Here is an 18,863-nt window from a genome sequence, read left to right on the forward strand (position 1 = left end):
ACATGCTGGGAAAACTCTCTCTTGAGTCGATCCCCCACGATCCGATCGTGCTGACCACCCTGGTCGGCGCGGTGCTGGGTGGCCTGGGCGTCATGGCCCTGATCACCAAGTTCAAGTTGTGGGGCTATCTGTGGAAGGAGTGGTTCACTTCGGTGGATCACAAGAAGATCGGCGTGATGTACCTCATCGTCGCCTTCGTCATGCTGCTGCGCGGCTTCTCCGACGCCATCATGATGCGTACCCAGCAGGCGCTCGCCGTCGGCGGGTCCGAGGGTTACCTGCCGCCGCACCACTACGACCAGATCTTCACCGCCCATGGCGTGATCATGATCTTCTTCGTGGCGATGCCGCTGATCACCGGCCTGATGAACCTGGCCGTGCCGCTGCAGATCGGTGCGCGCGACGTTGCGTTCCCGTTCGTCAACTCGCTCAGCTTCTGGCTGTTCGTGTCGGGCGCGGTGCTGATCATGCTGTCGCTGTGGATCGGTGAGTTCGCTGCCACCGGCTGGCTGGCGTTCCCGCCGTTGTCGGGCATCGAATACAGTCCAAGCGTCGGCATGGACTACTACATCTGGGGTCTACAGGTCGCAGGCCTGGGTACCACGCTGAGCGGTATCAACTTCTTCATCACCATCTTGAAGATGCGTACCCCCAGCATGAAGCTGATGCAGATGCCGGTGTTCACCTGGACCGCCCTGGTGACCAACGTGCTGATCGTCGCCGCCTTCCCGGTGCTGACCATCACCCTGGTGCTGCTGACCCTGGACCGTTACCTGGGCACGCACTTCTTCACCAATGACGGTGGCGGCAACGCCATGCTGTACATCAACCTGATCTGGATCTGGGGTCACCCGGAGGTGTACATCCTGGTCCTGCCGGCGTTCGGCGTGTTCTCCGAAGTCATCGCGACCTTCTCGCGCAAGGCGCTGTTCGGCTACAAGGGCATGGTCTACGCCACCGCCTGCATCGGCGTGCTGTCGTTCATCGTGTGGCTGCACCACTTCTTCACCATGGGCTCGGGTGCCAACGTCAATGCCTTCTTCGGCATCACGACGATGATCATTTCGATCCCGACCGGCGTGAAGATCTTCAACTGGCTGTTCACCATGTTCCGCGGCCGCGTGCAGTTCACCACGCCCGTGCTGTGGACCATCGGCTTCATGGTCACCTTCACCATCGGCGGCATGACCGGCGTGATGCTGGCGATCCCGGCCATCGACTTCGTGCTGCACAACAGCCTGTTCCTGATCGCCCACTTCCACAACGTCATCATCGGCGGCGTGGTGTTCGGCATGTTCGCCGGCATCACCTACTGGTGGCCGAAGATGTTCGGCTTCCGCCTCAATGAGTTCTGGGGCAAGTGCGCGTTCTGGTGCTGGTTCATCGGCTTCTACGTGACCTTCATGCCGATGTACGTGCTGGGCTTCATGGGCATGACCCGTCGCCTGCAGAGCACCGTCAACCCGGCCTACGAGCCGCTGCTGCTGGTGGCTGCTGCAGGTGCCTTCATCGTGGGTGCCGGCATCCTGTGCCAGATCATCCAGGTGGCCGTGTCGATCCGCGACCGCAAGAAGACCGCCGACCTGACCGGCGACCCGTGGGACGCCCGTACGCTGGAGTGGGAAACCTCTTCGCCGCCGGCTTTCTACAACTTCGGCAGCCTGCCGGAAGTCACCGAGCTGGACGATTTCTGGGAGCGCAAGCAGCGTGGTGAAGCCTGGCCGAAGCCGGCCAAGTACACCGACATCCACATGCCGCGCAACACCGGCACGGGCGTTGTCATCGGTGCCTTCAGCCTGGTGTTCGGCTTCGCGATGATCTGGCACATCTGGTGGCTGGCCATCGTCGGCTTCGTCGGCATGATCGCCACGTTCATCTACCGCACCTTCGACCAGGACGTGGACTACTGGGTCCCGGCCGCCGAGGTGGAACGCATCGAGAACGAACACCGCAAGCACCTGGAATCCCAGGGCCTGGTGAAGTCGGAGCTGAAGGCATGAGCACCAATACCTCGACCCTGAGCCACGGGCACGCCGCGCAAGCGGCGGCCCATGGCCATGACGACCACGAGCACCACGACACCGGCGGCAACACCGTCTTCGGTTTCTGGGTGTACCTGATGAGCGACTGCCTCATCTTCGCCTCGCTGTTCGCCACCTATGTGGTGCTGGCAGGCGGTACCGATGGTGGCCCGACCGCGAAGGACCTGTTCGAGCTGCCGTTCGTGGCGTGGGAAACCGCGCTGCTGCTGACCTCCTCGCTGACCTTCGGCCTGGGCATGATTGCCATGCACCGCAAGCAGATGGGCCAGATGTACCTGTGGCTGGCCATCACCTGGCTGCTGGGCTTCGGCTTCATGTGCATGGAAGTGTGGGAGTTCCAGCACCTGATCCACCAGGGCTACGGTCCGGACCGCAGTGCCTTCCTGTCGGCGTTCTTCGCCCTGGTCGGTACCCACGGCCTGCACGTCAGCGCCGGCCTGCTGTGGCTGCTGGTGATGTTCGTGCAGCTGAAGAAGTACGGCCTGACCCCGACCAACAAGACCCGCATGGCGTGCCTGAGCCTGTTCTGGCACTTCCTGGACCTGATCTGGATCGGTGTGTTCTCCGTCGTCTACCTCAATGGAGCCCTGTAATGGCACATGACAACCATGCACACGACCACGGCACTGGCGGCGAAAGCCATGGCACCGTGAAGTCGTACCTGATCGGCTTCGTGCTGGCGGTGGTGCTGACCGTCATCCCGTTCTGGATGGTGATGTCGGGCGATTTCTCGCGTACCGTCAACGGTGTGGTCATCGCCATCACCGCGGTGCTGCAGATGCTGGTCCACCTGGTGTTCTTCCTGCACCTGGACCGCTCCTCGGAAAGCCGCTGGAACGTCAACGCTGCGGCCTTCACCGTGGTGGTGATCGGCATCATCGTGGTCGGTACCCTGTGGGTCATGCACAACATGAACGTGCACATGATGCACTGACGTCTTCGCGACGTTGCCACGCAGAAAGGCCGCCCTCGGGCGGCCTTTTTGTTTGCAGTGCGGATTCGGATGGATGGGGTCGGATCCCTGTCCGCAGGACAGGGCTCTGACCCCGGGGCGTCAGCCCACCCGGCGCAGGAACTCCTCGGCCTCCATCGGCCGGCCCAGGTGGTACCCCTTTTTCCGTTGTCCGGTAGTGCCGGCCGCTGGCCGGCAGCCAGTAGATCCACGCCACGCGTGGATGGCGGCACGCGCGACGCCTGTGGGGTCAGAGCCCTTGCCTGCGGCAAGGGGGCCGCCCCCGAAACCGGGGCGTCAGCCCACCTGGCGCAGGAACTCCTCGGCCTCCATCGGCCGGCCCAGGTGGTAACCCTGCAACTGATCACAGCCCAGCTCGCTCAGGTATTCGCGCTGCGCCTGCGTCTCCACGCCTTCGGCCACCACCTGCAGCTGCAGGGTGCGGCCCAGCGCGATGATCGACGAGACGATGGCGGCATCTTCGGCGTTGCACTCCAGATCGTGCACGAATGCACGATCGATCTTCAGTTCGGTGGCGGGCATGCGCTTGAGATAGAGCAGGCTGGAATAGCCGGTGCCGAAGTCGTCGATGGCAATGTGCACCCCCATCGCGGTCAGGTCGTTGAGGATCGCCAGGCTGGCGTCGACGTCCTTCATCGCAGTGGTTTCGGTGATCTCCAGGGTCAGGCGCGCCGGTTCGATGCGGTGCCGCTCCAATGCATCGCGCACGCTGTCCAACAGGGCTGGCGAGGAGAACTGCAGCGGCGACAGGTTCACCGCCATCGACCATTCCGTGTGCCCGGCATCGTGCCACGCACGCAGCTGTGCGCAGGCGCGGTCCAGTACCCAGTCGCCGATCGGCAGGATCAGGCCGCTGCGTTCGGCGATGGGAATGAACACATCCGGTGCCAGCAGGCCCAGTTCCGGGTGTTGCCAGCGCAGCAGGGCCTCGGCGCCGGTGGCCGGTGCACCCGCCGCGGGGAACTTGGGCTGGTAATGCAGCACCAGCTCGTCGCGGGCGATGGCCTTGCGCAGGTCCTGCAGCAGGCGCAGCTGGCGGTTGGCACTGAGCTGCATCGACGGCGTGAAGAAGGTATAGCCGTTCCTGCCGGTTTCCTTGGTGTGGTACATCGCCGCATCGGCGTGTGCCATCAGCTCGCGTTCGTTGCCGGCATCATCCGGATACAGGGCGATGCCGAGGCTGGCGCTGACCTGAAGTTCGGCGGCATCCAGGGTGAACGGTTCGCCCGCCGCCGCGATGATCCGCTCGGCGACCACCACGGCATCGTCGGGAATATCGATGGCCAGCACCATCACGAACTCGTCGCCGCCGAGGCGGGCGAAGGTGTCCTGCGGCCGCAGCAGGCTGCCGATACGCTGCGCCACCGCCACCAGCAGGCGGTCACCGAGCTGGTGGCCATAGGCATCATTGACCGCCTTGAAGCCGTCCAGGTCGCAGAACATCACCGCCACCGCGTGGTTGCGGCGGCGCGCCTTCTCGATGGCCTGCTCGATGCGGTCCTGCAGCAGCATGCGGTTGGGCAGCTGGGTCAGCGGGTCGTGCAGGGCGGCCTGGATCAGCTTGTCGTTGGCGTGTGCCAGTGAATCGGCCAGCAACCCGGTGCGCACGCGCATCTGCCGGTCGAACAGCGAGGCGACCAGGGCGATACCCAGGGTGGCAACGGTGGTGACGATCACCAGCACCGCCAACCAGCGCGTGTCGATGCCGCCACTGCCGACCGCGCCGCAGATGCTGCCTTCGGGAAAGCGCGCGGCCGCCATGCCTGTGTAGTGCATGCCGACGATGGCCAGGCCCATCACCAGCGACGCCAGCGCGCGCAGGAGGATGGTGTTGCGCTGTTCGGTGCGCAGGCGGAAGGCGATCCACAGCGCGGCACCTGCGGCACCGATGGCCACCGCGATGGAGGCGGCGAACCAGCCGGGGTGGTAGTCGATGCCCGGCTGCATGCGCATCGCGGCCATGCCCAGGTAGTGCATGGTGGCAATGCCCAGCCCCATCAGTACGGCGCCGGCCAGCAGCCGGCGCCAGGGCAGGCTGGGCCGCGACACCAGCCACAGTGCGTAGGCCGAGGCGCCGATCGACACTGCAAGCGAATACAGGGTGATGCCGAGGTCGTAGCCGACCGGGATCGGCAGGTCGAAGGCCAGCATGCCGATGAAGTGCATCGACCAGATGCCAAGGCCCATCGCCGCCGCGCCCCCGGCCAGCCACCAGCGGGCCACGCGGCCCTCGGCCGTGGCCAGGCGGCCGGCCATGTCCAGCGCCGTGTACGAAGCAAGAATGGCCACCAGCAGGGAGATGGCGACCAGGCTCTGACTGTAACTGCCAGTCATGTTGAATCCAGAGGGGGAGGGAGGGGGCGCCCGCAAGGCGCACGCCCGCGACAGCTATCGGCGCGGGCAGGCGGGACTTGAGCGGTCGCAGCACCTGCGACCCGGCTCGGCTATCCTGCCACGCCTGTTCCTGTTGCTGGAAATCATCCAATGGCAAAAGCCCGCACCGCCTACGTCTGCAATGAATGCGGCGCCGAATTCAGCAAGTGGCAGGGCCAGTGCACCGAGTGCAACGCCTGGAACTCGCTGTCGGAAATCGTGCTGGAGAGCGCGGCGGCGGCCAAGGCGCCGGCGTCGCGGCGGGCGGGCTGGGCGGGCAAGATCGATCCACCGAAGATCACCTCCCTGAAGGACGTGGAGCAGACCGAGCATCGCCGGGTCTCGACCGGCATCGGCGAGTTTGATCGCGTGCTCGGCGGCGGCCTGGTCGAGGGCGCGGTGGTGCTGGTCGGTGGCGACCCGGGCATCGGCAAGTCGACCCTGCTGCTGCAGGCGGTGGCGAAGATGGCGGCCGAACTGCCTGTGCTGTATGTCACCGGCGAGGAGTCGCTGGCGCAGGTGGCCGGCCGCGCGCACCGGCTGGAACTGCCGCTGGATGGGGTCAACGCGCTGGCCGAGACCGGCGTCGAGTCGATCCTGCAGCATGCCTCCAGGGCGGGCCCGCGGCTGATCGTGGCCGATTCGGTGCAGACCCTGTGGACCGAGAGCCTGACCGCCGCGCCGGGTTCGGTCAGCCAGGTGCGCGAGAGTGCCGCGCGGCTGGTGCGCTTTGCCAAGGAGACCGGCACCGCCGTGTTCCTGGTCGGCCACGTGACCAAGGAGGGCGGCATCGCCGGCCCGCGCGTGCTCGAGCACATGGTCGACGCGGTGCTGTATTTCGAAGGCGAGAGCGGCAGCCGCTTCCGTTTGCTGCGCGCGTTCAAGAACCGCTTCGGCGCGGTGAACGAGCTGGGCGTGTTCGCAATGGGCGACAAGGGCCTGAAGGAAGTCTCCAATCCGTCGGCGATCTTCCTGTCCGGTGGCAGCACCCACCAACCCGGCAGCTGCGTGATGGTCACCCGCGAGGGCACCCGGCCGCTGCTGGTGGAGGTGCAGGCACTGGTGGATGCCTCGCCGCTGTCGAATCCGCGCCGCGTCGCGGTCGGCCTGGAGCAGAACCGCCTGGCCATGCTGCTTGCAGTGCTGCACCGTCATGGTGGCGTGCTGGTCGGCGACCAGGACGTGTTCGTCAATGTGGTCGGGGGTATCCGCGTACAGGAGACCGCGGCCGATCTGCCAGTGCTGCTGGCGGTGCTGTCCTCGCTGCAGGACCGGCCGTTGGCGGAAAAGACGATTGCCTTTGGCGAGGTTGGCCTGTCCGGCGAGATCCGCCCGGTACCCAATGGCGAGGATCGCCTGCGCGAGGCCGCCACCCATGGTTTCAAGCGCGCCATCGTGCCCAAGGCCAACGCGCCCAAGGGCGGTTCGGTGAAGGGCATGGAAGTGATTGCGGTGGAACGCCTGTCCGAGGCCATCGACGCGGCGTGATCGCGCCGGGCATGGCCCGGCGTTGCCACTGCACACTTGGAATACGGCAGCCGACACGGCAACGGTCAGCCTGCCTGTGCTAGTTTTTCCCGCTCGACGAAGGCGCCCTCCGGCGTCTTTCCGTGCCCAGGAGTAAACGATTACATGCAGGACACCGCGCTCACCGCCCCCAACGCCGAGATCCGTCGTGCCGGGGTCGATCTCAATGGACTGATGACGGTGCTGGGCAAGCACCTGTACTCCACTCCGGTGGTGGCGCTGCGTGAGCTGGTGCAGAACGCGCACGACTCGATCATCCGTCGTCGCATCGAACAGCCCGGCATCGAAGTGCCTTCGCGCATTTCAGTGCAGGTCGATGCCGCTGCCGGCGTGCTGCGCATCACCGATACCGGTGCTGGCCTGACCCGCCAGGAAATCCACGACTACCTGGCTACCGTGGGCGTCGGCTACACCCGTGGCCTGCGTCAGGGCGGCGAGGACGATGAGGGGCTGATCGGCATGTTCGGCCTCGGCTTCCTGTCGGCATTCGTGCTGGCGCGCAGGGTCAGCGTGCGTACCACCTCGTACCAGACGCCGGAACTGGGGCATCTGTACGTATCCAGCAACGCCGAACAATACACCGTCAGCGAAATGCCGGCGCGCGCGGTCGGCACCGAGGTGGAGCTGGAGCTGCATCCGGATTTCCTGCCGCTGGCCAACGAAGCGCGCTTGCATGAGGTACTGGGCCGCTACTGTGCCCTGCTGTCCGAGCCGATCTTCATCGGTGCCGCGGCCGAAGCGCTCAACCCCGAGCCGCCGCCGTGGCGCGGGCAGGGTGATGTTGCCCTGCATCCGGTGCAGGCGCGCCGCCAGGCGCTGCAGTTCGCCGCGCGTTTCGAACATGATTTCGAGCCGATCGTCACCGTGCCGTTGCGCGCGGATGGCAGCAGCGATGCCACCGGCCTGTTGTGGGTGCAGGACGGCGCTACCTACGGCACCAGCGACAACCGCAATCTGTCGGTGTTCGTGCGCGGCATGCTGCTGGACGACGATGCGCGCGACCTGCTGCCGCCGTGGGCGGGCTTCATTGGTGGGGTGATTGAATCCTCGCGGCTGACGCCCACCGCCAGCCGCGAAGACCTGCAGCGCGACGACCAGTACCGCGCCGTGCAGCATGCACTTCTGGAAGCGCTGATCGACGGCCTGGCCGACGTCGCGCGGCAGCAGCCGGAAGCCTGGCGGCGCGTTCTCACGCGCCACAATGAGGCCTTGCTGGGCGCAGCGCTGTGCGATGACCGCCTGTTCGACCTGCTGCTGGAACACGTGCGCGTGCCGACTTCGCAGGGCGACCTGCCGGCCAGTGCGTTGCCGGCACGCGGTGCCGTGCACGTGATCCTCGACAATGGCGGCGGCTTCGAGGAAATGCTGTTCCGCGCGATGGGCGTGCCGGTCGCGCATGGCCATCGCTATGCGGTGGTGCCGTTCCTGCGTCGCTGGGCCCAGGCCAAGGGCCTGCGTCTGGTTGAACTCGGCACGGAGCAGGGCAACCGCGCGCTGTTCCGCACTGACGACAGCCTCGACGAGGCGCAGCTGGCGTGGCTGCGCGAGCAGCTGGGTGACGGCGAACAGCTGCTGCCGGCACGCTTCAGCCCCGAGTCGCTGCCCGTGGTGGTGGTGCCCGACCGCGAGGCTGAGCTGAAGCAGCGCCTGGAAGACGACGAGAACGACAAGCGCGTTTCAATGGCGGCGCTGCGCCTGGCCCGGCAGTTCACGGCGCGCATCGAATCGCGTGCGCCGTCGCGGTTGTACCTCAACCTCGACAATCCGGCCGTGCAGGCGCTGTTGCGCGCCCAACGCGATGGCCACCCGCAGGCCGAAGCCGCAGCACGCCTGCTGCGCTCACTGAAGATCATCGTCGCAGCGCAGGGCCGCCCGCTGGCCCGTGCGACCGCCACGCCGGGGCCGGACCTCAACGGCGCTTTCACTGATATCGCCGGTGCCCTGCAGCAGATGCTGCGCTGAGCACCGCCCCCCTCTCATCCAGCCTTCGCTAGACAGGAGCACTTACCCCATGGACATCTGGAACTGGGTCGAAAAACTGCAGGGCGACCTGCGCCAGGCAGGCCAGGCGCAGAACGCGCAGCTGCTGAACCGCCTCGCCGACGAGGTGAGCGAACTGCGTGTCGACCGCGTCGACGCGCTGCTGCCCGAAGCGCGTGCACTGGGCAAAGCGCTCGACAACCCCTGGGTCGACGTCTACGTCGGCCATTGGGCGCTGCGCAACCGCGTCGGCAACCGTGTGGAAGGCGAGAGCGCGCTGGGCGAAGCCGTGGCGCTGTTCGAACGCGCGCATCGTGATGACACGCTGGAGTGCCCACAGTCGATCTGCGTGACCCAGGATCTGGCTGCCTGCTACGGCAACATCGATGGCCCGGGCTGGGTTCCCGAGCGCGTCGAGGTGTGTGATGAAACGCTGGCACGCATCGACCCGAGCTGGGCGTGCTTCCAGTGCCTGAGCTGCGAGAAGGCTGATGCACTGCTCGACGATGGCCGCGGCCAGGATGCGCTGGATTACCTGCAGGTGCAGTCCGATGCGATCGAGGCCTGCGGCAAGGAAGTGTTCGACAGCTTCCCGGAGATGCAGATCAAGATCCTGCTCGGCATGGGCCGCGCCGAAGAAGCGTTGGCGCTGATCGAGACGCGTGAGGCCGAAGTCGCCGCGTCCGGCGAGTACGAGCCGGCCAACTGCACGGTGCCGCGCCGCCTGTCCAAGGCCTGGGCGCTGGCGCAGCTCGGCCGCGACGAAGAAGCGCTGCAGCAGCTGGTGCCGTGGAACGAACTGACCCCGACCTATTGGCGGCTGTGGGCCAACACGGCCGCCGCGCTATGCCAGCGTGATCCGTCGCGCAACACCTGGGACCTGGGTACGCGCTACACCACCATCATCGAGCACTTCGCGAAGGTCGGCTCGCACCGGCTGCTGATCGAAGTGGCCGCGCTGAGCCTGGAGCTGGCCCTGCAGCGCGGCGCACGCTGGGTGGCACAGCGCCAGCTGGAGCTGGCACGGACCCATCTGGCGCAGCTGCGCCAGGACCGCGGTGCCGCAGCGCTGGTGGCCGGCCTGGCCGCTCGCATCGATGCTTTGCCGGATGTCGCACCGCTGCCGGTGCCGGCACCGGAACTGCTGGCCTGGCTGGAGGTACAGGGCGAGCAGAACCAGTCGCGTGATCCTGAGCGCGAGGCGCAGTGGCTGCTGCAGGCACAGATGCAGTTGCCGGATGATGAAGCACTGGCCGAGATGGCTGCCTCGGCATTGAGCGCCTGTGGTGCGCAGGCGGAAGCGCGTGCATTGCTGTGGCGTTTCGTGCGTGCGCACACGCAGGATGATGGTCCGGCCGCGTACACGCTGATGCGCTGGCTGACCGAGCAGGGCGACGACGATGGGCTGCGCCAACTGGCTGAACTCTACCGCGGCAGCGTGCCGGTGTTCGCGCACTGGTGCGAAGTGCAGCGCGCCCGTCGCGTATCCGACTGGCCGGCGCTGGAGCAGGCCGCACAGGCGCTGCTGGCCGCCTCGCCGGGTTCGCACGGCGCACGTGGCACGCTGGCGCGGATGTACATGGAAACCGGCCGCTTCAGCGAAGCACAGGCCTGCTATGCGCAGCTGGTGGAGCTGCTGGAAGAACCCAACGCCGCGCACTGGGACCACATGAGTGCCGCCAGCGCGGCGCGGGATTGGGACGCGGTGCGTCGCTCGGCGGCGGCGATCGGCATGGAGCTGTCCAGCCAGGACGGCGTGGTCGAAGAGCCGTGGGGCTGGGTGATCATCCGCAGCGAAGAGAATGGCGAGCCGATGGAGTACTACGCCCGGCGCAGTGGCCCGGTGACCGCGCGCATCGTCGAGAACGCACCGGCCAACCGTGCTCAGCAGGTCGGCGACTGGGTGGTGTTCGATGCCGCGCTGGTGCACCCGGCGCCGGAGGAGGAGGAGGCTCGCGAGCACTTCATTCCGACCTATGCGCAGGTACATGTGCTGGAACGCGGCGGCTTCGCGCGCAGTTGGCTGATCGATGGCGCGCACCCGGGCGAAGAGGCCTGGAATGCCTTTGTCGAAGCTGCCGAGGCGCAGGGCTGGCAGGTGTGGTCGCATAGCCGCGCGGACTACACCGTGACAGACCCTGGTGTGGAGGAGGGCACCCTGCCGGGCGTGCTGTTCACCGTTGCCCAGCCGCAGGATCATGCGCCGCTGGCGCTGCACCGCTTCCTGCAGCAGGAGACCGCAGCGTGGCCACATCCGCATTGCTGGCTGCGCCTGGCCGAGGCCTGTGACCAGGACCGGCAGCCGCACCTGGACGTGATCGAGCGCTACGGGTTGTAAGCCCGGTATCGGGTAGTGCCGGCCGCTGGCCGGCAACGCCATGAGATCCTGTGTTGCCGGCCAGCGGCCGGCACTACCTCAAGGAGAGAACCATGCGAAAGACAGGGATGTTCGTGATCGCCGGGCTGTTGCTGGCCGCCAGCGTGCAGGCCGCACCGGCCTGCCAGGAGCCCACTGCCATTGCCCGCGCCTTCTTCGAGGCGACCACCGGCAATGGCGATCTGCTGGAACCACCGCCGGCACTGGTCAGCCCGGACTTCGGCAAGGCACTGCGTGATGAGCGTGCCTGCCAGCAGCGCGAGGAAGGCATCTGCACGATCGATTCGGACCCGTGGCTGGATGCGCAGGACGGCGACATCGAAACCCCGGTGCGCTACAGCTGGAAAGAGGTCTCGGCCACCGCCGGCCAGGTCGAGATGCGCTATTCGGTCTGGAAGAAGGCCTACGTGACCCGGCTGCCGATGGTGCGCCAGGGCCAGGGTTGCTGGCAGGTCGATGACATCCTCACCAACAGCGGCCGTTCGGTGCGGAAGATCCTGGCCCAGCCGGTGCCCTGATCGCCTGCGGCATCCTCGCAGGGCGTGGTTCCACGCCATCTAGCGGCCGGCACTACCAGGGTGGGGGCCGACCGTTGGTCGGCACACCGCCTATCGCGTATGCCCGAACACCAGCTCGATCACGAACTGGCTGCCGAAGAAGGCCAGCAGCAGCAACAGCATCGCCGCCAGCGTCCAGTGCACCGCCTTCATGCCACGCCAGCCGTAGCGGCGGCGGCCGATCAGCAGCACGCCGAACACGATCCACGACAGCACGCTCAGCACGGTCTTGTGCACCAGCTTCTGCGCCAGCAGGTCATCGACGAACAGCACGCCGGTGACCAAGGTCAGGGTGAGCAGCGCGAAGCCGACGGTGATCACCCGGAACAGCAGCGATTCCAGGTCAGCCAGTGGCGGCAGTGCGCGCAGCCACGGGCGGAATTCACGACGGCGCAGGGCACGTTCCTGCAGCCACAGCATGATCGCCAGCAGCGCGGCGATGCTCAGCGTGGCGTAGGCCAGCAGGGCCAGCCAGGCGTGGCTGGCCAGGCGCCAGCCCAGCACCTTGCTTGGTTCGTGGCCGTAGCCGTGGTAGGCCAGCAGCAGTACGGCAGCCAGCGGGAACACCACCACGCCCAGCGCCGACATCCGCCCGCGCGCGCCGACCAGCGAGGTCAGCCAGGCCATGCCCAGGCCGACCAGCGACAGCGCGGCGAAGAAGTGCATGTCCGGCCCGCCGTTGGTGCGCATCGCCACCATCACGTGGTAGCCGCCGTGCAGCAGCATCGCCGGCAGGGCGGGCCACAGCCAGGCGGGGGAGCCGGTGCTTTCATCGCGGCCAAGCGCACGCACCAGCAGGGCGCTGGCGGCCAGGTAGAGCAGGGCGGCGATGAGAACGATTAACATCGTTGCAGTTTCGCATACCCCTGCGATGGTGGCGACGGCCCCGTGGTCGCAGTCCGGGGAGGGGAGCGGACCCGTTATACTGTCTGTCTTATTGTCCCCCGCTTTCAGACAGGTTGCGCCGCATGTTCGAGTCCCTGACCCAGCGCCTTTCCGGCACCATCGAGCGCCTGCGTGGCCGTGGCCGCCTGACCGAGGAGAACATCCGCGAGGCGACCCGTGAGGTCCGCATCGCGCTGCTCGAAGCCGACGTCGCGCTGCCGGTGGTTCAGGCCCTGATCGAGCGCATCAAGGTGCGCGCGGTCGGCCAGGAAGTGCTGAAGTCGCTGACCCCGGGCCAGGCCCTGATCAAGGTCGTGCGCGACGAGCTGACCGCGGTGATGGGCGCCGAAGCCAGCGACCTGAACCTCAATGTGCCCGCGCCGGCCATCATCCTGATGGCGGGCCTGCAGGGCGCCGGCAAGACCACCACGGTGGGCAAGCTGGCCAAGCACCTGAAGGAAAAGCGCAAGAAGAAGGTGATGGTGGTCTCGGCCGACGTCTACCGTCCGGCTGCGATCGAGCAGCTGAAGACCCTGGCCGAGCAGGTCGGCGTGCTGTTCTTCCCGTCCAGCGCCGACCAGAAGCCGGAAGCCATCGTCCGTGCCGCCATCGACGATGCGCGCAAGTCCTTCGTCGACGTGCTGCTGGTCGATACCGCCGGTCGCCTGGCCATCGACGAAGCGATGATGGCCGAGATCAAGGCCCTGCACGCTGCGGTGAACCCGGCCGAAACCCTGTTCGTGGTCGACGCCATGACCGGCCAGGACGCGGCCAACACCGCCAAGGCCTTCGGCGACGCCCTGCCGCTGACCGGCGTGGTGCTGACCAAGACCGACGGTGACGCCCGTGGCGGTGCCGCGCTGAGCGTGCGCTACATCACCGGCAAGCCGATCAAGTTCGTCGGTGTCAGCGAGAAGCCGGAAGGCCTGGACGTGTTCCATCCGGACCGTATCGCCAGCCGCATCCTCGACATGGGCGACGTGCTGTCGCTGGTCGAGCAGGTCGAGCAGCAGGTCGACAAGGACAAGGCGGCCAAGCTGGCCGAGAAGGTCGCCAAGGGCAAGAAGTTCGACCTGAACGACATGCGTGACCAGCTGGAGCAGATGCAGAACATGGGCGGCATCGGCGGCCTGATGGACAAGCTGCCGGGCCTGGGCAACATCCCCGACCATCTGAAGCAGCAGGTCAGCCAGGGCAAGGAAGTGCCGCGCATGATCGCCATCATCGGCTCGATGACCAAGAAGGAACGGCGCAATCCGAACCTGCTCAACGGCTCGCGCCGCGCGCGTATCGCCAAGGGCTCGGGCGTGACCCCGGCCGACGTCAACAAGCTGATGAAGCAGTACATGCAGATGGAAAAGATGATGAGCAAGATGGCCGGCGGCGGCATGAAGGGCATGTTGCGCAGCATGAAGGGCATGATGGGCGCCATGGGCGGCCGCGGCATGCCGTTCCGTTGATGCAGCGACGGGGCCGGCGCGCATTGCGACCCGGCCCCGGTCACAATGACTGGCGTATGCTGGATGGCGACTTCTCCAACAGGTATGTCGCGTGAACGCATCGCCGATTCTTGAACGCGCCGACACCTTCTGTCGGCGTTTTTCATTGCAGCTTCCGATCCTGCTGGCACCGATGGCCGGTGCCTGCCCGGTGCCGCTATCGGCCGCGCTGGCCAATGCCGGCAGCATGGGCGCGATGGGCGCGGTGCTGTCGTCAGCGGCCGACATCGGTCGCTGGATGGACGACTTCCGCACGGCCTCCAGCGGTCCGGCGCAGGTGAACCTGTGGCTGCCGGATCCCGCACCGACCCGTGACGTTGCCGCCGAAGCCGCCAGCCGCGCCTTCCTCGCGCAGTGGGGCCCGGACGTGCCGGCCAGTGCCGCCGACGCCACGCCCGCCGATTTCGAAGAACAGTTCGCCGCGCTGCTGGCCGCACGCCCGGCAGTGGCCTCGACCATCATGGGTGTGTTTCTGCCGCGCCACGTGCAGCAGTTGAAGGATGCCGGCATCGCCTGGATCGCGTGCGCGACCACGTTGTCTGAAGCACGCGCTGCCCAGGATGCCGGCGCCGACGCCGTGGTGGCGCAGGGCATGGAGGCCGGTGGCCATCGCGGTGCATTCGATCCGGCGATGGCCGAGCGCCAGCTGGTCGGCCTGTTCGCGCTGCTGCCGCGCCTGGCCGATCACCTGCAGATTCCAGTGATTGCCGCTGGCGGTATCGCCGATGGCCGTGGCATCGCTGCCGCACTCACCCTGGGGGCCAGCGCCGTGCAGATTGGTACTGCGTTCCTGCGCACGCCCGAAGCGGCGATCGCCTCGGCGTGGGCTGATGGGCTGGCCGCCAGCGAACCCGAAGACACCTGGCCGACCCGTGCGTTCAGTGGTCGCCTGGGGCGTGGCCTGGCCACGCCGTATGTGCGCACCGCCGCCGCGGAAGGTGCCCCGGCGCCACGCCCGTACCCGGTGCAGCGCGGCCTGACCGCGCCGATGCGCAAGCAGGCCGTGCAGGAAAATCGCCTGGCCGCGATGCAGGCCTGGGCCGGCCAATCAGCCTGGATGGCGCCGGCAGCACCCGCCGCCGACGTGCTGCGCGACATGTGGCAACAGGCGCAGGCCCTGCTGCGATGACGGTGTTCTGCAACGGCCAGCCGGCACAGGTAGAGGATCTGCTGCCGGCCCTGGTCAACTACGGCCACTTCACCTCGCTGCAGGTGCGCGGCCATGCCGTGCAGGGGCTGGATCTGCATCTGGCGCGGTTGTCGCAGGCCACGCGCGAACTGTTCGGCAGCGAACTGGATGTCGGCCAGGTGCAGGCCTGGATGGCGCAGGCGCTGCAGCAGGCGGGGCAGGGTGATGCCTCGCTGCGGGTGACCGTGTATTCGCGCCGTTTCGACTTCCGCAATCCAATGGCGGCTGTGCCGGTGGACGTGCTGGTGGCGGTGTCCGCGCCGGTGGCGCTGGCTGCGCCCAAGCGTGTGCGCAGTGTGGTCTGGCAGCGCGAGCTGCCGCAGATCAAGCACGTGGGTACGTTCGGCCTGTTCGCCGAGCGCCGCGCGGCGATGGCGGCCGGCTTTGACGACGCCCTGTTCGTGACCGCCCGCGGCGAGATCAGCGAGGGCAGCACCTGGAACCTGGCCGTGCACGATGGTGAACGGCTGCTCTGGCCACAGGCGCCGGCGCTGCGCGGGACCGCCGAAGCGCTGCTGCAGCGGCATTGGCCGGGCGCACAGGCCACGCAGCCCTTGCCGCTGGCCGGGCTGGGCGCTGTGAAGGCGGCTTTTGCCTGCAATGCCAGTGGCCTGTGGGCGCTGGACGCCATCGATGGGCAGGTGTTGCCGGGGTCGAAGGCGCTGGCTGAACAGGGCAGGGCGGTGCTGGCGGCGGTGGCTTGGGACAGATTGGGGTCAGATCCCTTTTGCGCCGCAAAAGGGATCTGACCCCGGGAGTTCATCCCCGGGGTTGGCTCGGCCGGGCTCTGCCGCTATAATCGCCCGCTTACCTCGCCATCCTGGCGACTGGGCAACAGGAAAAACACCATGGTCAAGATTCGACTGACCCGCGGCGGCGCCAAGAAGCGTCCGTTCTACCACATCATCGTCACCGACGTGCGCAGCGCGCGCGACGGCCGCAACATCGAGCGCGTTGGTTTCTACAACCCGGTCGCCCAGGGCGGCGAGAAGCGCATCGAGCTGGACCTGGCCCGCGTTGACCATTGGGTCAAGAACGGCGCCCAGCCGACCGACAAGGTCCGCAACCTGATCAAGGAAGCGACCAAGTCCCAGGCCGCTGCGGCCTGATCCTGACGGGCCACGCTTCGGCGTGGCCCTCTTGGTTGAAGCAGATGAAAGATATCGAGCGCCGCATCCTGCTGGGCAGGGTTGTCGGCGCTTTTGGTGTGCGCGGCGAGATCAAGCTCGAGTCCTGGACCGAGCCACGTTCCGCCATTTTCCGTTACCAGCCGTGGATCGTGCGCAGCCCGTCCGGCGTGGAAACCACGATTGAAGGTGTGCGTGGCCGCGACAGCGGCAAGCACCTGGTCGCCCGTTTCCCCGGCGTCGAGGACCGCGATACCGTCGAAGCGATGCACGGCACCGAGATCTACGTGGCCCGCAGTGCATTGCCGCCGCCGAAGCCCGACGAGTACTACTGGGTGGACCTGGAAGGCCTGGACGTGAAGACCACCGAGGGCGTTGCCCTGGGCCAGGTCTCGCACCTGTTCAGCACTGGCGCCAACGACGTGGTGGTGGTCCGGGGTGACCGCGAGCGGATGATTCCGTTCCTGCAGCCGGACTTCGTCAAATCGGTCGACTTCGAGGCCAACCTGGTCGTGGTCGACTGGGATCCCGAGTTCTGAGTGTGAGCATGCGTTTCGACGTCATCACCCTGTTTCCCGAGTTCCTCGCCCAGTCCGCCGGACTGGGCGTGGTCGGGCGTGCGCAGGAAAAGGGACTGTTCAGCCTGCATGGCTGGAATCCCCGTGATTTCGCCGAAGGCAACTACCGCCGGGTGGACGACCGTCCGTTCGGTGGTGGCCCGGGCATGGTGATGCTGATCGAGCCGTTGCAGGCCTGCCTGCAGGCGATCCGGGATGCTGATCCGACCCCGGCGCGGGTGATCCATCTCAGCCCGCAAGGGGCGCCGTTGACCCAGGCCAAGGTGCGGGAACTGGCGGCATTGCCGCGCATGGTCCTGCTCTGCGGCCGCTACGAGGGCATCGACGAGCGTTTCCTGGAGGCCAATGTCGACGAGGAAATCTCCCTCGGCGACTACGTGCTGTCCGGTGGCGAGCTGGGTGCGGCGGTCATCATCGACGCCGTGGCCCGCCTGCAGGACGGTGCCCTGAATGACGCGGAATCGGCGGCGCAGGACAGCTTCGAGGGCGACCTCGGCCTGCTCGACTGCCCGCACTACAGCCAGCCGGCCCAGCACCCGCTGGGTGACGTGCCGGACGTACTGCGCTCGGGCAACCATGCGGCCATCGCCGCCTGGCGCCGCCAGCAGTCGCTGGTCCGTACCGCCCAGCGGCGCCCGGACCTGCTGGATGAACAGGCGCTGGGCAAGGCCGACCGCAAACTGCTGGACCAGGCCCGCCAGGCCCCGAAACAGAAGGCTGACCCCTAGCGCAGGGCTGGCTTTATCGGCTATCATGGCCAATTACCGCCAGCCCCGGCCGGCGCGCGCAGTACCCACAACAAACGTGCAGCACAGTCCGGTGACTGCATGAGCCTACGTTGTCGACACGACACGCCCACCCGAACAAGAATCGGTGTAACCCATGAGCAAGCTGAACAAGTCCATCGTCGCGGAATTCGAATCCGCCCAGATCACCCGTGAACTGCCGAAGTTCAGCCAGGGCGACACCGTTGTCGTCAACGTGAAGGTGAAGGAAGGCAGCCGCGAGCGCGTGCAGGCCTACGAAGGCGTCGTCATCGCCACCAAGAACGCCGGCCTGAACTCCTCGTTCACCGTCCGCAAGATTTCGCACGGCTACGGCGTCGAGCGCGTTTTCCAGACCCACAGCGCCATCATCGACTCGGTCGAAGTGAAGCGTCGTGGTAAGGTCCGCGCCGGCAAGCTGTACTACCTGCGTGGCCTGGAAGGCAAGGCTGCCCGCATCAAGGAAGACCTGGCTGCCGCTGCTGCCGCCAAGGCTGCCCGTCTGGCCGAAAAGGCCTGATAAACAACTTCGGTTGTTGCCGCGACGGCCACCTTCGGGTGGCCGTTTGCGTTTCCGGCATCGCATCGGCCACGATCAGGTGATGAACGACATCAACCCGCGTTATCCGGCCGTGATCCAGTCGGCGTTGCGCTTCCTCGACGGCAAGGGGCTGGCGCGCGTGCAGTCGGCGCCGCTGCTGCACCGCCTGCTGTGGCGCCTGGGCATTGCCCTGCCGCCACCGATCCTGGCGGGCTTCGGCATCAATGCGCTGGTGCAGGGCCTGTTGTTCGGGCTGTTCTGGACCGCGCTGATGTGGCTGATGCTGTGGCAGGGCAGCGAGCGCCCGCTGGCGCTGTTGCTGGTTGCCGGCCTGGTGGCCGGTGCGCTGTTCGGCATGGTGATGGCGGCGCTGATGCGCTCGCTGCGCCGGCACCGCAAGCTGCCGGACTGGCGGCAGTTCCGGGCGCGGCAGGCGGACTGAGCCGATGGC

Annotated in this window: 17 protein-coding genes; 15 read left to right on the plus strand and 2 right to left on the minus strand. The window is 67.0% G+C overall.

Annotated elements, in window-relative coordinates:
* Positions 1-2: 2 nt before the first annotated feature.
* From cyoB to cyoD, 3 genes are read left to right on the plus strand one after another with little or no spacing between them, the layout of a single operon-like run.
* Positions 3-2,000 (plus strand): cytochrome o ubiquinol oxidase subunit I, encoded by a 1,998-nt coding sequence (gene cyoB / locus AC5P57_RS02100; RefSeq protein ID WP_142807521.1) that lies wholly within the window; start codon positions 3-5, stop codon positions 1,998-2,000.
* Positions 1,997-2,635, plus strand: a complete 639-nt coding sequence (gene cyoC / locus AC5P57_RS02105) for a cytochrome o ubiquinol oxidase subunit III (RefSeq protein ID WP_099554400.1) — start codon at positions 1,997-1,999, stop codon at positions 2,633-2,635. The genes cyoB and cyoC overlap by 4 nt, the downstream gene beginning before the upstream one ends.
* Entirely contained in the window at positions 2,635-2,976 is a 342-nt protein-coding gene (gene cyoD / locus AC5P57_RS02110; RefSeq protein ID WP_005408584.1) for a cytochrome o ubiquinol oxidase subunit IV, read from the plus strand. Before cyoC ends, cyoD begins: the two co-directional genes overlap by 1 nt.
* Positions 2,977-3,291: 315 nt before the next feature.
* Here cyoD and AC5P57_RS02115 read toward each other — a convergent pair whose 3' ends face one another.
* On the minus strand, positions 3,292-5,349 hold the full coding sequence (locus tag AC5P57_RS02115; RefSeq protein WP_262236162.1) for a putative bifunctional diguanylate cyclase/phosphodiesterase: 2,058 nt from the start codon (positions 5,347-5,349) through the stop codon (positions 3,292-3,294).
* A gap of 150 nt (positions 5,350-5,499) precedes the next feature.
* On the opposite strand from AC5P57_RS02115, the gene radA reads away from it, so the two are divergent.
* The 4 genes from radA to AC5P57_RS02135 all read left to right on the plus strand — a co-directional run bounded on the left by radA (position 5,500) and on the right by AC5P57_RS02135 (position 11,790).
* On the plus strand, positions 5,500-6,876 hold the full coding sequence (radA, locus tag AC5P57_RS02120; RefSeq protein ID WP_262236163.1) for a DNA repair protein RadA: 1,377 nt from the start codon (positions 5,500-5,502) through the stop codon (positions 6,874-6,876).
* Positions 6,877-7,020: 144 nt separating this feature from the next.
* Positions 7,021-8,877: an ATP-binding protein gene (locus AC5P57_RS02125; RefSeq protein ID WP_262236164.1), complete on the plus strand. Its 1,857-nt coding sequence runs from the start codon at positions 7,021-7,023 to the stop codon at positions 8,875-8,877.
* 49 nt (positions 8,878-8,926) lie between these two features.
* A complete protein-coding gene (locus AC5P57_RS02130; protein WP_099552437.1) occupies positions 8,927-11,233 on the plus strand; it encodes a tetratricopeptide repeat protein in 2,307 nt (768 codons plus the stop codon).
* Between the two features lie 92 nt (positions 11,234-11,325).
* Positions 11,326-11,790: a YqhG/Tai3 family protein gene (locus AC5P57_RS02135; protein WP_142807524.1), complete on the plus strand. Its 465-nt coding sequence runs from the start codon at positions 11,326-11,328 to the stop codon at positions 11,788-11,790.
* 90 nt (positions 11,791-11,880) lie between these two features.
* Here the strand turns inward: AC5P57_RS02135 and AC5P57_RS02140 are convergent, their stop codons facing one another.
* A complete protein-coding gene (locus tag AC5P57_RS02140; RefSeq protein ID WP_099552435.1) occupies positions 11,881-12,675 on the minus strand; it encodes a cytochrome C assembly family protein in 795 nt (264 codons plus the stop codon).
* A 122-nt stretch (positions 12,676-12,797) separates the two neighbouring features.
* Here AC5P57_RS02140 and ffh point away from each other — a divergent pair, with 122 nt between their 5' ends.
* The 8 genes from ffh to AC5P57_RS02180 all read left to right on the plus strand — a co-directional run bounded on the left by ffh (position 12,798) and on the right by AC5P57_RS02180 (position 18,854).
* On the plus strand, positions 12,798-14,174 hold the full coding sequence (ffh, locus tag AC5P57_RS02145; protein WP_014036403.1) for a signal recognition particle protein: 1,377 nt from the start codon (positions 12,798-12,800) through the stop codon (positions 14,172-14,174).
* 91 nt (positions 14,175-14,265) lie between these two features.
* Complete coding sequence (locus AC5P57_RS02150; protein ID WP_262236165.1) at positions 14,266-15,342, plus strand: NAD(P)H-dependent flavin oxidoreductase; 1,077 nt, start codon at positions 14,266-14,268, stop codon at positions 15,340-15,342.
* Complete coding sequence (locus tag AC5P57_RS02155) at positions 15,339-16,151, plus strand: aminotransferase class IV family protein (RefSeq protein WP_142807526.1); 813 nt, start codon at positions 15,339-15,341, stop codon at positions 16,149-16,151. Before AC5P57_RS02150 ends, AC5P57_RS02155 begins: the two co-directional genes overlap by 4 nt.
* 99 nt (positions 16,152-16,250) lie before the next feature.
* Positions 16,251-16,511, plus strand: a complete 261-nt coding sequence (gene rpsP / locus AC5P57_RS02160) for a 30S ribosomal protein S16 (RefSeq protein WP_005408594.1) — start codon at positions 16,251-16,253, stop codon at positions 16,509-16,511.
* Between the two features lie 44 nt (positions 16,512-16,555).
* Positions 16,556-17,068 (plus strand): ribosome maturation factor RimM, encoded by a 513-nt coding sequence (rimM, locus tag AC5P57_RS02165; protein ID WP_414554971.1) that lies wholly within the window; start codon positions 16,556-16,558, stop codon positions 17,066-17,068.
* An 8-nt stretch (positions 17,069-17,076) separates the two neighbouring features.
* Positions 17,077-17,835 carry a tRNA (guanosine(37)-N1)-methyltransferase TrmD gene (gene trmD, locus AC5P57_RS02170; RefSeq protein ID WP_099552432.1) on the plus strand — a complete coding sequence of 253 codons (759 nt, stop codon included), beginning with the start codon at positions 17,077-17,079 and terminating at the stop codon, positions 17,833-17,835.
* 154 nt (positions 17,836-17,989) lie between these two features.
* On the plus strand, positions 17,990-18,391 hold the full coding sequence (gene rplS / locus AC5P57_RS02175) for a 50S ribosomal protein L19 (protein WP_005408597.1): 402 nt from the start codon (positions 17,990-17,992) through the stop codon (positions 18,389-18,391).
* Positions 18,392-18,473: 82 nt separating this feature from the next.
* Positions 18,474-18,854, plus strand: coding sequence for a DUF6404 family protein (locus AC5P57_RS02180; RefSeq protein WP_262236166.1), 381 nt, complete (start codon positions 18,474-18,476; stop codon positions 18,852-18,854).
* The last annotated feature ends 9 nt before the right edge of the window (positions 18,855-18,863 follow it).

The sequence above is a fragment of the Stenotrophomonas sp. YJH_SMC_79 genome (assembly GCF_059367995.1).

What these genes read in the sequence shown, in the direction of transcription:
- rimM (WP_414554971.1), top strand. Translation starts at nt 16,556, where the DNA reads ATGAAAGATATCGAGCGCCGCATCCTGCTGGGCAGGGTTGTCGGCGCT.
- AC5P57_RS02130 (WP_099552437.1), top strand. Translation starts at nt 8,927, where the DNA reads ATGGACATCTGGAACTGGGTCGAAAAACTGCAGGGCGACCTGCGCCAG.
- cyoD (WP_005408584.1), top strand. Translation starts at nt 2,635, where the DNA reads ATGGCACATGACAACCATGCACACGACCACGGCACTGGCGGCGAAAGC.
- radA (WP_262236163.1), top strand. Translation starts at nt 5,500, where the DNA reads ATGGCAAAAGCCCGCACCGCCTACGTCTGCAATGAATGCGGCGCCGAA.
- AC5P57_RS02135 (WP_142807524.1), top strand. Translation starts at nt 11,326, where the DNA reads ATGCGAAAGACAGGGATGTTCGTGATCGCCGGGCTGTTGCTGGCCGCC.
- AC5P57_RS02180 (WP_262236166.1), top strand. Translation starts at nt 18,474, where the DNA reads ATGAACGACATCAACCCGCGTTATCCGGCCGTGATCCAGTCGGCGTTG.
- rpsP (WP_005408594.1), top strand. Translation starts at nt 16,251, where the DNA reads ATGGTCAAGATTCGACTGACCCGCGGCGGCGCCAAGAAGCGTCCGTTC.
- AC5P57_RS02140 (WP_099552435.1), bottom strand. Translation starts at nt 12,675, where the DNA reads ATGTTAATCGTTCTCATCGCCGCCCTGCTCTACCTGGCCGCCAGCGCC.
- rplS (WP_005408597.1), top strand. Translation starts at nt 17,990, where the DNA reads ATGAGCAAGCTGAACAAGTCCATCGTCGCGGAATTCGAATCCGCCCAG.
- cyoC (WP_099554400.1), top strand. Translation starts at nt 1,997, where the DNA reads ATGAGCACCAATACCTCGACCCTGAGCCACGGGCACGCCGCGCAAGCG.
- trmD (WP_099552432.1), top strand. Translation starts at nt 17,077, where the DNA reads ATGCGTTTCGACGTCATCACCCTGTTTCCCGAGTTCCTCGCCCAGTCC.
- AC5P57_RS02125 (WP_262236164.1), top strand. Translation starts at nt 7,021, where the DNA reads ATGCAGGACACCGCGCTCACCGCCCCCAACGCCGAGATCCGTCGTGCC.
- AC5P57_RS02155 (WP_142807526.1), top strand. Translation starts at nt 15,339, where the DNA reads ATGACGGTGTTCTGCAACGGCCAGCCGGCACAGGTAGAGGATCTGCTG.
- ffh (WP_014036403.1), top strand. Translation starts at nt 12,798, where the DNA reads ATGTTCGAGTCCCTGACCCAGCGCCTTTCCGGCACCATCGAGCGCCTG.
- cyoB (WP_142807521.1), top strand. Translation starts at nt 3, where the DNA reads ATGCTGGGAAAACTCTCTCTTGAGTCGATCCCCCACGATCCGATCGTG.
- AC5P57_RS02115 (WP_262236162.1), bottom strand. Translation starts at nt 5,349, where the DNA reads ATGACTGGCAGTTACAGTCAGAGCCTGGTCGCCATCTCCCTGCTGGTG.